The 14996-nt window shown below is 71.4% G+C and carries 7 protein-coding genes; all 7 read right to left on the reverse strand.

The features are described from left to right. Positions 1-41 precede the first annotated feature (41 nt). Entirely contained in the window at positions 42-2651 is a 2610-nt protein-coding gene (locus tag ABZ479_RS18145; RefSeq protein ID WP_500462496.1) for a sensor histidine kinase, read from the reverse strand. 79 nt (positions 2652-2730) lie between these two features. Beyond that, entirely contained in the window at positions 2731-6078 is a 3348-nt protein-coding gene (locus ABZ479_RS18150) for a hypothetical protein (RefSeq protein ID WP_500462497.1), read from the reverse strand. Next, positions 6072-10067: an AAA domain-containing protein gene (locus tag ABZ479_RS18155; RefSeq protein ID WP_500462498.1), complete on the reverse strand. Its 3996-nt coding sequence runs from the start codon at positions 10065-10067 to the stop codon at positions 6072-6074. Before ABZ479_RS18155 ends, ABZ479_RS18150 begins: the two co-directional genes overlap by 7 nt. 205 nt (positions 10068-10272) lie before the next feature. Further along, positions 10273-11625, reverse strand: a complete 1353-nt coding sequence (locus ABZ479_RS18160; protein WP_500462499.1) for an aldehyde dehydrogenase family protein — start codon at positions 11623-11625, stop codon at positions 10273-10275. 28 nt (positions 11626-11653) lie between these two features. Beyond that, positions 11654-13411, reverse strand: a complete 1758-nt coding sequence (locus ABZ479_RS18165; RefSeq protein ID WP_500462500.1) for an asparagine synthetase B family protein — start codon at positions 13409-13411, stop codon at positions 11654-11656. Between the two features lie 98 nt (positions 13412-13509). Further along, a complete protein-coding gene (locus ABZ479_RS18170; protein ID WP_500462501.1) occupies positions 13510-14016 on the reverse strand; it encodes a hypothetical protein in 507 nt (168 codons plus the stop codon). Positions 14017-14152: 136 nt separating this feature from the next. Next, positions 14153-14995 (reverse strand): hypothetical protein, encoded by an 843-nt coding sequence (locus ABZ479_RS18175; RefSeq protein WP_500462502.1) that lies wholly within the window; start codon positions 14993-14995, stop codon positions 14153-14155. Between the last annotated feature and the right edge of the window lies 1 nt (position 14996).

Here is a 14996-nt window from a genome sequence, read left to right on the forward strand (position 1 = left end):
CGTCGGGCAGAGCTCGGCACCTGATCGGCGTTGCGCTGCTCCTACGTCTCGGGGGCCGGTAACAGCGGGAGTTCGATGCGGATTTGTGCGCCGAGCAACTTCGTAGAGGGCTCGGTCAGCACGCGAAGCCGCCCCCCGTAGCGTTCCACCAGGGCACGAGCGAGGTGGAGGCCTTTGCCTGAGCCGCCTCGAGTGCTCAGCCGCTCGCCCTGGTTGAGACGCGAAGCCATACCCTCGGCGATTCCGTCTCCGGAGTCGGCCACCAGGATGCTGCACCAGGGTTCACTGGTGGCCTCCGTGAACGCGGTCACGGACACGTCGACATATCCGATCCGCGCGTTCACGGCGCCGATCGCCTTTCGGGAATTGTCGAAGAGGTTCCAGAAGACTTGGCCGAGCAGCCACGGGTTGGCCCGCACTCGCAGCTTCTCGTCACATTCCACGTCGTAGCCGTCGCGCCCCCTGGAGTCCAGGTGGGCGATGAGCGCCTGATCGCCGATGACATCGGCCAGCCGCAGGGCCTCCGGCGCCTGCTGGGTCCTGGCGAACAGGGACCCTTGCTCCTGCAACTGCGCGAGCGCTCTCTTGAGCTCGTCGTTGAGTGCGGTTCGCCGACCGCGGTCCGCCTCGTCGACCATGAGCGCGCTCAGGGCGGTGACCTTGCGCTGGAGGTTGGTGTTGTAGTGCTCGATGAGGTCGGCCGCGAGATCGCTGAGCGAGATCACCACCTGCGCGATCACCGCTTCCTCTGCGTCCCGGGCCTGCCGTAGAAGGTCGGTGAGCCACTCGTCGGGCTGTTGGCCACTGCCCTGGGCCAAGATCTCCGGCAGGCCGTTGGGGGCCAGGACAAGTCGACCGTTCCGGCGCTCCATGATCCCCTGGGAAAGAAGCGGTTCCAGCCCCATTTCGAGCTTCACCGATCGGGGCACGCCCCCGGGGGCGGCCAGCTCGGCGAGGACGGCACGGAGTTCGGAGACGTCGAACTCGGTTCGGCTGCCACCGCTGTGCAGCCAGAGCGCGGTGGCGAGGACCAAGCCCGCGTCGATGTCGGGAATCTGCTCCTTGATGCGAAGCGCTGCGGCGCGGCGCCAGTCGTCGTCCTCGCGGACCGCCTCAAGCCGGTCGCGAAGTTCCCGACCGGAGGGTCGGGGGCCTCGACGGCCGCACAGAGTGCCCAACAGCACGCGGAGAGCCAAGGGGTGGGCCCCCGTCTCGTACAGTACGGCCTCCACCGTCACGCTGTCGGGCTGCAGGCCGAGGAGGTCGAAGAACCAGGAGAGCTGGAGCGCCGCCTTGCCCGGGCCGCCGAGCTCGATGCCCTTTGCGGCGCCAGGGGTCGAGCAGTCCAGCAGTCCGTCGATTCCGAGCCCCGGACCCACTGCGCGCAGGAGCCTCAGCTCTCTTTCAGCAGGCAGCGGTACGGTTCCCAGAGGAGTGGGCGCGGCCAGCCGCAAGAGGTCGTCCGCGTAGAGAACACCACATCGATCGCCCAGGGGCGTGTCCCCCTCCCACTCGGGCACCAGTCGGACGTACGGGCCCGATGCCACCTCTTCGGGCGGCTCCGCCAGGCTTGGCGCGACCCACATGGGGATGCCCGTTCGGCCGAAGAGATCGAGCGGTGGCAGACGGTGATCGGCTGTGCAGTAGAGCCGGGTGAGGATGCCGCCGGGGGCAGTCCGGAAGGTCAGCACGGGTTCGCCGGTGCCCACGCAGGCGTGCAGGGCTTCGACGAGTTGCCGAACAGGGTCTGGATCGAAGCGCTCGCCGGTCTCCTTCAGGACCAACGTGGCCAGCGTCTCGACCAGCCGCCGCCCAGCGGCGTCCGTGGGGACGGGGAGCCAGCCGTGCAGTTCGCCATCGCCTTGTTCGTCTCGCCGATACCAGTCCATGACGTGTTCGAGTGTGTACCTGTGCAGCCGTGCCAGCCTGGGCTGCCGGGGCAGGCCGGAGGGTCCTGCATCACTGGGGATCGCCGAGCGGTCGCGGTGCACCAGGGTGCCGGCGAGCCGGAATTCGCGTGCCGCCAGGCAGTCCTCCAGTAGCCGGAACTCGGCTGCGCCGGATGGATCGCCTGCTCCCTGCCCGGCCAGTTCCCCGCGGAGCTCGTCCGCTCGGGCGTCCTCCGCCTCTTGGGCCTGTTGCTCCCAGCCGGCGAGCAGGTCGGTGAATGCCGACTCGTCGGTGACGGCCAGGCCTACCAACCCGTCGGTCGTCAGGCCGTCCGTCTCCGGCCAGCTGCGGTGCAGGTCCAACTGGGCGGCCCGTCCGGACAACAGGTGCAGGGCGCGTGCTGCCCGTTCGGCTGCGGCATGACGGGCTTCGGCCAACTCGCTCCGCAGTTGTCTGGAGTCCTCCGGTGGCAGGCGGCCACCGTCGATCATTTCCTCGACCACGTCGAATCGACCTTCGGCAAGCAATTGCCGTGCGGCTGTCGCGGCGTCGCGGGGGACGAGGAATCCCTCGAGTACTTCATCGGCCAGGAGGTCGAGAGTGTCCGGGCCGAGGTGCTGGGCGATCGTGCGGCCGTGTGCGAGCGCCGAGACAAGCGTGGTGTGACCCCAGCGGTCGTCCCAGCCGTTGAGGACATCGAGCAAGATGCGGTCGACGACTGCCGCTCTGCGCGCTGCCCGATCCACGTCGCCGTCCGGCATCGTTGTCGTCTCCTCTCATGACTGCTTCCATCGCTTCTTCTCACTCATGCCGTGGCCGCATCCCACCCGCAGCCCTCCGTCACGGTCCCTCCGCCAAGCCGCCCTCCGCTGCTCCGTCGCGGTCGTCCCCCAGCCGGTACAAGCTCTTCATGTCGCCGAGGACGATGCGGCCCAGCAAAGCCTCCGGCGCGCCGAGCCGGTGAACCGACAGCTCCACATGCTCACGCAGCCCCGTCACGGTGCGTGCCAGCTCCCGGACGGCGTCGAGGCGATCGTCCCACTGACCACCGGCCTCCCGATTGCTGTCAGCGGCGACCTGCCAGGCGAGATCCAGGACCCTGCCGAGACGGTTGATGTAGCTCTCCCGAGGGTCTCCGTGCAGCAGTTCGGCGCGTACCTGGGTCAGGTTCCTCCAGACGTCGTCGACCAGTTCCGCCACCACTGCCGGGCCGTCGCCGTGACGCCGGAGAGTGCCGATCTCCTTCGTCAGCAGCTCGGCCAGCCCGCCCCCGTCCCGGGTGGCCGAAAGTGTCCTTATCCGGCCGAAGAGCCGATCCTCGCGGAACAGGACATGGTGGGTCCGGATCGCCCGTTTGATCTGGAGCGCCGGCCGGTCCGCCACCAGCAGGGCCTGCTCCAGCGCCTGCCAATGTGCGTCGTACTCTTCCTGCTGCCGTTCGTCACTCAGGGCGCGGCGGATCTCGGGGCCGGCGGGCAGGCCGTAAAGCCGGTCGTTGCAGCGACGGACTGCGCCGCCCAGTTCGGCCCAGTGCTCGCCGAGCCCGGCGGCCAGATCGGTCACGACCTCCAAAGCCGACTCGTCGGCGCTGCGCAATACTTCCTCCACCGCCAGCAGGAGCAGGACCGCCTGTTCGTCGATGTCGGGGTCGGTGTCGGCCACCACCTCCCACAGGTCCTCGCCGAATCCGCGCCTCCCACGTGCCGCTGCGATGGCGGACAGCGGAGGCCTCGGCCGGGCCGCCGGGTCGGCAAGGGCGCGACGGAGCAAGGCGGCACGCGTGAAATCCCCGCGCTGCCAGCACGCCTCCACCAAGGTCAGCAGACGCCGCTCGGCGGCACCAGGTGGTGCCGTGTCCGCGTGGTAGAGCAGGCAGCAGGCGGTCGCCGCAGCCACCACGTCGGGGCCGGCGTTCCGGGCGAGGTCATCCACGACGGCCCAGGCGTCGGGAACCCGGCCGAGTTGGGTCCGTAGTCTTGCCGCACCCTCCGCTCCTGCCCGCCAGTGGGTGACGATGTTCTGCCTGGCGTATACCACTCGAGGTTCCACGGCGACGCCGACGTGCGTCCTGGTCGCCTGCGAGCGCAGCATTTCGGCAACCTCGGGGGGTTCGCCGACCGCGGCAGCCAGCCTGGCGGCGGCGTCCGCGCCGGTCAGGACGATTCCTGGCGCGGGACGGACGCGACCGTTCCAGCCACTGCGCCCACCTTCGCCGAGCAGGTCCTTTCCGCCGACCAGTACCTCGTCGTCGCGGACCAGGACCCGCCCCCGTGCCGGCACCAGGCGCAGGCGCCCGGGGAACTCGTCTGCCAGCCGCACCAATTCGGCCGGTTCCTGGCCGGGTGGCCCGGCAAGGCCGAGGGTCACCCACACGCCGTCGCGCAGCCGTCGGTCCAGCAGCGCCAGGAACCGGTCATCGGGAGACGGAGGCCGGTCGCTGCTGATGACGAGCCTGCGTCGGGCCGAGCGCAGAGCCCGCCACAGCAGGTCGACGTGGGCGTCGGTGTCGACGACGCGGGCCGCAGGGAGTTCCCGGGCCGTCGCCGACTCGGTCAGCTTGCCTGCGTACGCGGTCCAACTGTCCGACCAGGCGCGAATGACCTGATCGGCGGCGTCGGCCTCGTCCGGAGGGGGCACCGGGAACTCGATGGGGTCCGGCAGGATGGGCTGGGCACATCCGAAATCGTCACTCGTGGTCCTGAGCAGCCGGCTCATCTTGGCGGTGGGGACGATGCCGGCAGCCCATGAGAGCAGTCGGCCGACGACAGCGGAGTGCTCGTCCTCGCCCGGGCCGCTGAGCAGGAGTCCGAGGGACTGGCGCTCTGGATGGCCCATGAAGTCGCGGGCGCTGATGAGCGCCGCCCGGCTGTCACAGATGATGACGTTGTTCCCTGGGCAGGACGCCACTCGGGGGTACAGCAGTCGGCCGTTGCCGTACTGACGGACCAGGCTGACCAACGCGTTGTGCACGGGGTCAGGCAGTTTCGGGGCCGACTGGTCACCCCACAGCAGGACCACCGTGACCCGGTCCGCGAGCGCCCGGCGCAGGGATGTCTCCCACCGGCGCCAGCCGGTGACGGTGATTCTCGGTACGGCGACGACCAACTGGCTGCGCGCCTGCGAGATCAGTTCGGTGATGCGGTCTTCGTGCTCCTCCGCCGGCACGGGTGTGGCACGCACCTCGCTGGCAGCCCGGTTGTCCAGCGCCGTCGCCACGACCCGAGCCTCGTCGCAGAGTTCGCGGTGGCGGGCGGCTCGCGTACCAGCGGGGGCGGAGTGGGCCCGTTCCGCGTGCTCGGTCAACCGAGTGAGCAGTCTCTCCAGCGGCGGTGGGTCCGCGAGATCCCGTCCTGCCGCTCCACGCAGCGCACGGACGAAGGCGGTGGACGGATTGTCGGCCGCCAGCTGGGTGAGGCGTTCTCCGGCGAGCAGGTGCCGGGAGACCGGGTAGGTGCGGTCGGCGACGGCAACCTGGAGACGGCCGCTGTCGGGGTCCTCGTGAATGAGGACGTCCAGCGGAATCCAACGTCTCTCGGTGATCGCCGTATCGGCGTTCGGCGCCCGGTAGGAGAGCACCCGAGGTGGGCGCCCGGAGCCGTATCGTTCTCCAGGCGCTCCGGACCCGCCGTCCGGACCGTCTTCCACCCGCTCCGTGAAGCGGCGACGGAGGTCGTGCTCCAGGGCCGGGACCAATTCGGCGCGCGCCACCTGTGCGGGAGCGGTGTCGTCGAGGGCCGGTTCCATGGCGAGGCGACCGGAGCTCGGGGTCAGGTGACCTCGGCGTGGCTGGACCAATCCGGTGAGCCGGTCGATCATCACCGCGCAGTCGTAGTCGAGTGTTTCCGCTCCGGGCAGTTGATGCAGGGTCCCCTCGTTGATCCGCGTACGGACCTCGTCCGTGACCAGCACCCCGCCGCTCGTGAAGTCCAGTCGCACGTAGCCCTTTCTCCACACGTCGTGGAGAAGTTCCAGGGTGACCCGGTGTCCGAGGCCGAGGAGTTCCACCAATTGGTCGACCGAGGTGGTTCCTCCGACACCGTTGCGGTCCCGCTCCAACGCATCGACGAGCCGCAGGGCGGTCATCTCGATCGGTGAGAGGACGTCGCCGAAGCCGGCCCTGACGTGGACCTGAAAGGTGTCACAGGGGACGTAGACGACGGCTCTGCTCCCGGACACCGGGCTCACCACGGCTGGTCCCGATCGTCGTAGTGGGCATCGTCGACGGCCTCGTCGGAGTGCTCGACACGCCCGGAATCCGGACCAGGCCTTCGTGCGCCGATGACCTCGGCGGCCGGAATCCGGGATCCGTGCAGCTCCACGGCGCGGCAGACCTGGTACCAGAAGCCGACGTCGGCTTCTCGGTGGTTGCCGGATCCGGATCGTCGGTTGGACTTGGCAGTGGCGTTCGCCCCCTCCTCCTCGTTCCTGTCGTGGCGCGGTGGCGGGCCGGGCTTGGGCAACGGAGCGGGCGTGGCCACAGGATCGGAGACCAGTGGGCCACCAGGACGGGCAGACGGCGCGATCGCATCATCCCCAGGTGGCGCGGGCAGCGATCGGAAACTTGCGAAGTGCTCGAAATCGCCGACGAGCACAAGGAGCTGGCGGGCTCGGGAGAGCATCACGTTGATGAGGTCGGATCCGGTCAGATGTCCGAGCCCCAGCCACGGTTGCCTCTCGGAGCCGGGTGGCCTCCGGTCGCGTACCAGTGACACCACGACGATGTCGGCTTCTCGGCCCTGGAACGCGTGCACGGTCGAGAGGTACCTCTCCAGTCCGGCTCTGCCCAGCCAGCGGTTCTGCTGCCGGTAGGGGCTGAGGATCGCCAGTGTGGTCCCCGGCTCGCCGGTGCTCAGCGGTACGGGTGCCGGACGCATCGCCTCGACGAGTTCCTGCACGATCCGGACCTCGCCGCGGTTGAACCAGCGGGGCATCCCTTGGCAGTCCGGTTCACCGTGGGTGTCCAGCCACACCAATGACCGCCCGGCCAGAGCCTGCGGTGCGACGAGATCCACCGGGGCGATGTCCCTTCCGTTCTGCAGCAGTCCCGGGGGCAGCCCGTCCGGAAGCTCACGCCCGCCGGGCGCCGGGTAGAACACGCGGCTGACAACGGCGCTGATCTCGTCCCTCATGCGGAATTGCGCGCGCAGTGTCTGCAGAGGCCGCTCGCGCTTCTCCGACGCCCCCGCGGCGCTCGCCCCGTGTTCGTCCTTCAGCCCGGACTTGGCGTCGGGCGGCTCGAAAAGGGAGCGGAACATGTCGAAGGCCCGCTCGTAGCTCGCGCGGTCGGCACCGATCTGCCGAAATTCCTCGTCCGGGTCCTCGACGCAACTGTCAAGGAAGCGCAACACGTCATTGCGGCGATGAGCCGGCAACTGCTTGTGGTCGCCGATGAGCGTCCAGCGCCGTCCCCGGCACAGCGGCATGGCCAGCTCCGTGGGCCAGGCCTTGGCCGCCTCCTCGACGATCACCCAGTCCATGGTGGACCGGGCCCCGACCGGAGTCACGTTCTCCGGTGTGGCCATCGCACAGGTGGCGAAGACGAGGTTGGCGGTGCGGCGCAGGCGGTCCCCCAGTTCCGGCAGCACACTTTCTGCGGCCTCGGGCACCAGCATGCGCCGCCACCCTTCCAGGACCCCCCGGGTATGGGCGCCGGCCCCCTGTTCTCGCCTCGGCAGATTCCGCCGGATCCAGTCGGCCCGGCCCTCGGCCAGCCTGTTCTCGCGGAAGTGCTGGAGAGCCCGGTCGACGGATGCTTTGGGGGAGGCCACTCGGAGAGCGACGCCGTCCCAGCGGTGTGTCGGCTCGCCTTGTTCGTCGACGGCATCCAGCCGTTGCAGGATGCGCTCTGCCAGGTTGTCCAGTGCGAAGTTGGACTGCGCGGAGACCAGTACCCGGTGACCTGGGAAGACCCGCAGGTAATTGGCGACCGCCTCGGCGGCGACCGTGGTCTTCCCCGTGCCGGGCGGCCCTTGGAGCGCAAAGAACGGTTCGTGGGTGAGGAGGGCCTGGACTGCCCGCTTGCCGTCGGCTCCGCTCAACCCCTCACCCGCGCGGCGCCAACGGTAGGGCAGCATCCGGAGCGACATCGGTGACCGCAGCTGCTCCAGGAGGACCGGGTTCTGCATCAGGTCCACCCGGCCGTTCGCCTGGCGCTCCAGCGCGATCCGGCTGCCTCGGTCGTCCAGCGGCCTGATCCAGCCCTTCTCAGGGGCAGGAGGCGACTCCCGTAGCAGCTCGAGTACGACCCGGTCGGGGCCGCCCTTCTCCTTGACCAAAGCATGTGCGGCTTCTCGGGACGATCCGGGCCGCCCCCGGTCGTCCGGGACGATCTCGACCGCGGCCGGCATCCCCTGGTCGCCCTCCAGCTGGCCGAAGAAGTCGCCCAGCGCAGGACGGAAACCGGTGTCGTCGTACTTGGTGAGCAGCGCGGACTCGGTGACCCAGTTGTGATCACGCTCTTCGTCAAGGGAAACCGTGAAGGTGCGCGGAGAGTCCTTCGGCCCCTCGCACGCGTAGGTGCGCGCCAGCAGTTCCGTACCTTGGTACTCGAGCAGCCAGTCAATGGCGGCCTCGTACCGCCTTTCATGATCGGGGACGTCGCGCACGGAGTGCACCGCCTCGACGAGCGGGCGCCACGAAGGGCGGTCCACGCGCAGTTGTTCCAGCTGCCCGGGGTCCATGTCATCCGGGAACGGCTCCAGTTCCGGCAGTTCGCGCCGTACCGGGTGGTCCTGAAGAGCCTTGAGCCGGGCGCGGACGGAAGCGTGGTCGCGCCGCACGACGTACTTGATCAGCAGCACGTCCTCCGCCTCCGCGCCGAGTCCACCCCATCCGAGGCGCGGCTGGTAGTACTTGCAGAACCACAGCGCCCGTTTTCCCTGCAACAGGAACTGCGCTGCTCCGCGGGCCCTGCGGTCCTTTTCGCCGCCCTCCACGAAGGGCACCGCCCCGTGGGGGGAATAGAGCAGCCGGGCGTCCCGCAGGTCCTGGCGGATCAACTGCGCCAGCTCGATCCGTCCGGTGTCCGTTTCCGGGCTGTGGGTCAACCAGCCCCACGTGTAGACCGTGGGCCGGGACTCCTCGGGCATGTAGGCGACCAGGTACGGGCGGGTGCTCACGCGCTCGTCCCAGGTGACGATCGTCCGTTCGTATTCGCGCGCCAGTTCCTCGGCGACTTCGTGCGCACTCGGGCGCTCCCGTGGCCGGTCCCAGGCGAGCATTCTGCGCAGCAGATCGGTGAAACGCGGCGGGAGGTCCCGTGCCTTGCCGAGCCGTTCGTGAAGATGCGCGTTGAGCTTCGCCAGGCGGCCTGGTGCGGAGGGGCCCGATTCTCCTTGCCGGGGCAGCAGGTCGGGGGGCATCGGTCCGAAGAACCACTCCCAGACCACGGCTCCCAGAGCGTAGACGTCGGCACGCTCGTCCTCCGCGATCGGGGCGTACCCTTCGTCCGGGTAGAGGAAGTCCAGTCGCTCCTTGGGGAAGAAGGCCAGCGACCGTGCCGGTTGCGCCAGGTACAGTTCGCGCAGCTTCCGCCCTTCGCCGTGTGCGTCGATCACGGAGTTCTGGATCAGATTCGCCATGAGCGCGCTCATCTCGAAGCGCGCCAGCCACATTTCGGGAGGGTCCCCGTCCGTGGCGCCGATGGTTCCGGGCCAGAGGTTGCGGTGGTAGGCGCCGAGACCGTGCAGGGTGGACAGCGCCTCCGCCAATGCCATGAAGCGGCGTAGCGCAAGTTTGGGTCTGCTGTGCATGTAGTTGACGGCGCCCGGGTCTGCGAGGGTGTTGCGACTGCCACGAGCGACCGCAACCGCCACCCCTCGGAGCGCGTCACTGCCGAGTGCGTCGGCGGTCTCCTCCGGGGTGCGGAAACCGCCTTCCAAGATGCGCGGCAGGCCGGGCTGCCCGGTCGAGCCGGCCCGCAGCAGGACGCGTACCTCCTGTTCCCACAGGAGCCCACCCACGCCGGTGATGCCTGCGTAGACCTGAACATCGACGGGCCTGAGCTGCTGGTCGACGAGTCGGTATCGGTACAGCAGCCCGGGGATCAGCTCCTCGGCGTTCAGTTCGGCCCCTTCACCGCCCGGTGGTCCGTACGGCCCGTAGAGCGCGGTCTTCTCCCGGCAGCAGAAGTACCTGACGAACCGGTCCACCAGTTCAACGAAGTCGTCGGATGCCAATGTCCATCCACCTTCCCCCGATGAGGAACAGTGTGGACCATTGCACGCGCTTCAGTAACGCTTACGACACTATTGGGGAGGGATGCTGTTTGTGATCAAGGTTGAACGGTTTGTCCCCATGGGGCATGCCGAGCACGGGTCGGTACGACGGTCCCGGTGATGCGCCGGGTCGCGGTGTACGTCGGGCGGACGGCTTGTGCCACCGTCAGCTCCCGCCCGTCAGCCGGGCGGTCACGGTCTTGGGACGCTGGTACTCGTGCAGGGCCAGGGTGCTCAGGTCCGTGCCGTGGCCGGAGGCGCCACGGCCGCCGTGCGGGAGTTCGGCGGTCTGCACGAGGTGGCAGTTGAGCCAGACCTCGCCCGCGTCCAGGCGCCCGGCGAGGTCGAGGCCCGTGACCAGGTCCCGGGTCCACACGGACGCCGCCAGGGCCTGCGGGACACCGCCGGCCAGCGCCAGGGCCGCGTCCACGTCCGCCGCCCGCTGCACGGTGAGCAGCGGGCCGAAGACCTCCTCCACCACCGCCGGGTCGTCGTCGGGGAGGTCGGCGAGGACCCGGGCGGGACGCCAGAAGCCGTTCTCCTCGCCCGGCCCCGGGGCGAGGCCCGCCGCGACGTTCCGCCCGGCGGCGGAGGCCTTGACCAGGCCGTCGTAACGGGCCGTCTGGTCGGGGTTGTTGAGCGGGCCGAAGTCCCTGCCCGCCAGACGTTCCCCCATCGCGGCGGCCAGGCGTTCCACCGCCTCCTCGTGGTTCTCCCGCAGCGTGATGACCCGGGCCGGCGCCGCGCAGCTCTGCCCGGCGTTGTAGGTGCAGGCCCGGGCCAGCTCCGTCCAGGTGTCCTCGGGCGCGTCGGGGAGGACCAGGACCGGGGCGTTCCCGCCGAGTTCGAGACTCACGCGGCGTCCCGCGGCGCGTGCCGCCACGTCGGCGCCGGCGGCGGCGCTGCCGGTGAACGCGACCATGTCGACGTCGGCCTCGACCAGCAGCCGGCCGGTCCGCCGGTCGCCCGGGACGGCCGTGAGGACGGCGGGGCCGAGCGCCTCGGCGGCGTGCTCCGCCAGGAACTCCAGGGTGTCGGGGGTGGTCTCCGCGGGCTTGGCCACCACGGTGTTGCCGGCGGCGAGGGCGGGCGCGCAGCGCCAGGCGGCCATCATCAGCGGGTAGTTCCAGGGCACGACGACAGCGACGACGCCGACCGGCTCCCGGCGCACCCAGCTCTCGTGCCCCGCGACCAGCCGTCCGGCGGCCGGTGCCGACTGGGTGCGGACGGCGGAGGCGAAGAAGCGGAAGAGGTCGGCGACCTGCTCCACCTCTCCCGCCGTCTCGGAGTGAGGTTTCCCCGTCCCCGCGGCCTCCCGGGCGACGTAGGAGTCCGCGTGCTCCTCCACCAGTGCCGCCAGCCGCTCCAGCCGCCGGGACCGCTCCCTGGGGGTGAGCCCGCGCCAGCCCGGCAGGGCCGCGCGGGCCGCCGCGACCGCGGACCGCACCTCGCCCTCGCGTGCCACGGGTGAGCTGCCCCGGACACGGCCGGTGCGGGGGTCGATGAGGGTGGTGTTCACCGGGTGGTCGCCTCCATCGGGGATCCGTTCACAGGTCGTACGCCCGGAGCCACAGCTCCAGCGTGAGCACCAGCCACAACTTGCCGCCCTGCCGGGGGAGCAGTGTGCCCTCCCCGCGCAGCCAGGTCCGGACGGTGCCGGGGCGGAACAACCCGCGCTGACGGGCGGCCCGGCCCAGCAGCAGGTCACCGCCCAGCTCGCGCAGCGGGCCGCCCAGCCACTGCTGCACCGGGACCCGCATGCCGCTCTTGGGCCGGTCCACGACGGTGGCGGGCAGCAGGTCCCGTACGGCCTCCTTGAGCACCCACTTCTCCGCCGTGCCCCGCAGCTTGAGCCCGGGAGGGGTGGCGAAGGCGTGGTCCACCACGCGCCGGTCGAAGAGCGGCGCACGGCCCTCGATCCCCTGCGCGGCGGTGAGCCGCTCGACCTTGGTGAGGATGTGGTGCGCGCCCTTGGTCCGCAGGTTGCAGTGGAGCAACTGGTTGAGCAGGTGCGTCATCCGGCCGGGCCCCGTCAGGTAGGGCTCGACGAAGCGCTGCGGGGCCGGCGCGGACTCCAGCGCGGACAGCGCGTCGGGGGTCAGCAGCTCCGGGAGGTCGGTCCAGCACTTGCGGTAGGACCGCAGGTAGGCGGTGGCCCGGTCCTCCCACCAGGGCTCGTCGCGGGCTCCCGGGGCGCAGGCGTGCATCTCCTGCACCAGCATCGGGAGGTTCTTCGGCCCGCCGAACACCGGGTCGCCGCCCTCGCCGTTCAGGACGACCTCCAGCCCGTCCCCGGCGACGGCCTCGGCCAGCAGCAGGTTCGGCACCGTCAGCGGGTCCCCGACCGGGCTGTCGAGCAGGGCCGCGGTGCCGGCGAGACGGGCGGCGACCGCCTCGCCGGAGACCGTCAGCACCCGGTGGCGGGTCTGGCAGTGGGCGGCCACGAGTCCCGAGTAGCCCAGCTCGTTGGGGAGTTCGTCGCCGAAACTGATGGAGTAGGTGTGGACCGGCTGCCCGTGCAGCTTCGCGGCGAGCGCGGTGACGAGCGAGCTGTCGATCCCGCCGGAGAGCAGGACGCCGACGGCCCCCGCCTCGGGCAGCCGCCGCGCGGTGGCGTCCTCGAGGAGGGCGCGCAGCGTGAGGACGGGGTCGCCGGATCCGCCGGGCGTCTCCCGGGGCTCCCAGTGCACGGTCTCGGTCACGGTCCCGTCGGCCGCCAGCCGCAGCACCCGGCCGGGGAGCACCTCGCGCACACCCTCCAGCAGGGTCTCGTCACCCGGCAGATAGGCGAAGGTGAGGAACGAACGGACGGCGGACAGGTTCATTCGGGTGCCCAGCGCCGGCCAGCGGCGCAGGGCCCGCAGGGAGGTGGAGGCCGCCCAGACCCCGGCGGCGCGGGCGTAGAACACGGTGCGCGCGCCGATGTGGTCGCGGATCAGCACGAGGTCGTCGCCGTCGAGGACCGCGAGCACGAACATGCCCTCGGCCAGCGTCACACCCCGTTCGCCGAGCCGGGCCCAGCAGCGCAGCAGCAGTTCGCCGTCGCTCGTGCCGGACGGGGCGGGCGCGCCGCCGGCGGCGAGGGCGTCGAGGAGTTCGGCCCGGTTGTGCAGGGTGACCTCGCCGACGGCCCGCATCCCGTGGGCGTCGAACGGCCCCTGCGCGCGCCCGGGTTCGTCGTGCACGAGGGCCAGCCCCGGCGCGACGGGCGGGGCGCCCATGGCCGTGAGGTGGGCGTCGGCCGGCGCGGGCCGGTCACCGCCGGGCCCGGTCCCCGGCGCGAGGCAGACGCAGAAGCGCGCCATCCGAGAGTCCTTTCCTGTCGCCGTGTACGCGTGCCGGGCGGGTCCGCCCGCCGGTCGCCGGGGTCGGGCCCGCCGGTCGTCCGGGTCCGCCCGCCGGGTCAGCCGAAGTCGTCGTCGCTCCAGCCACCGCCGTCGTCGTCCCAGTCCCCGTCGTCCCAGCCGCCGTCGCCGCCGTCGCCCCCTCCGCCGGACGACGAGCTCTGCGCCTGCCGGCGCAGCTCCTCTTCCTCCTCCGGCGTGAGGCTGAGCGGCGGGAGTTGCGCGGCACTGATCGCCAGTCCCGCCACCCCGAGGCCGACGAGGGCCGCTCCCATCCGGCCGCCGAAGGACGTCCGGTTCACCGTCAGGGTGTCGCCGCGTCCCCAGAGGGTGCGGCCGTAGCCGATGTCGCGGCCGTAGGTCACCGTGCCGTCGGCGAGCACGCGCTTGACGATCCGGTGGCCCAGCAGTTCGTCGGTCCCGGCGCCGCCCCGGCCGTCGTGCCAGTGCACCACCCCGTGCGGGCCGCGCCGGCGCCACTCCTGCCGGCCGTCCTCGTAGGTGCGGTGGACGCTGCGGTCGGCGAGCAGGGTGTCGGTGTAGCCGATCTCGCGGGGGCGGATCATGATCTTCCGTCCTTGGGTCTGCGCTGTCCGGGCATCAGGTCCTCGCGTCGGGATCGGGAGGCGGGTCGGGAGCTGCATCGGAGGCTGGGCCGGGGGCCGGATCGGGCCCGGGTGAGAGGGCGGGTCCCGCTGCGGTTCACCCGTCGGGCCAGGTCATGAACCCCGCGGCACGCAGCCCGCGCAGCTCGTCCCGGACGGAGTGACGGGCCGGCCGCGGACCGCGGGCGAGCCGCAGCACCGCGCGCAGCAGCCGGGCCGGCGGCACCGCGGCGACCTCGGCGAACCGGCCCGCCGCGAGCCACTCGGCCTCCCGCGGCCGCAGGCCCGGCGGCAGCGGCCCGAGCGGGGGTACGGGACGGGGCCCGCGCCCGGACACCAGGCGCATCGCCTCGGCGTGCCGGGGGACGAGCCCGAGCGGGACGACGCGCACCGGCGCCGCGCCCAGCGCCTCGCGCACCCGGCCGGGCAGGGCGATCCCGGAAGGGCTCGCGTCGTGCAGGACGTGCACGGTGGCGTCCCCGGCGCACTCCAGGGCGTCCACGAGCCGCGCGTCGAGCGGCAGGCCGTCCGCGGCGTCCAGCACGGGGCAGGCGGCCTCCAGGTGCACGTGGTTCGCCAGCAGCATCCGGGCGATGGAGCGGTCCTGGCACACCAGCAGCCGGGGCAGCCCGTAGGCGTGGAGATCGGGTTCCCGGCCGGGACCGCCGATCCCGGCGCCGCCGGCCGGCTCGGCGGGCAGCAGCCCGGCGGGCTCCCTGCCGCGCAGCGCCTCCGTGAAACGGGACAGCCGCAGCGGCGGGGCCGGTGTGCGCGCGACGCGCCGCAGCGGCGCGGGCAGGGGGCGCAGCACACGGCAGGTCTCGTAGTACAGCTGCCGCTCGGTGAAGCGCAGACCCCCGGGCGAGGCGGCACGCCGTCCGGCGACGCCGATCGCCCGCTCCAGCAGCAGCCGGCCGACGGGACGTGTGGGTTCCGGCATG

The organism is Streptomyces sp. NPDC005722 (assembly GCF_040630935.1).
Taxonomy (GTDB): Bacteria; Actinomycetota; Actinomycetes; order Streptomycetales; family Streptomycetaceae; genus Actinacidiphila.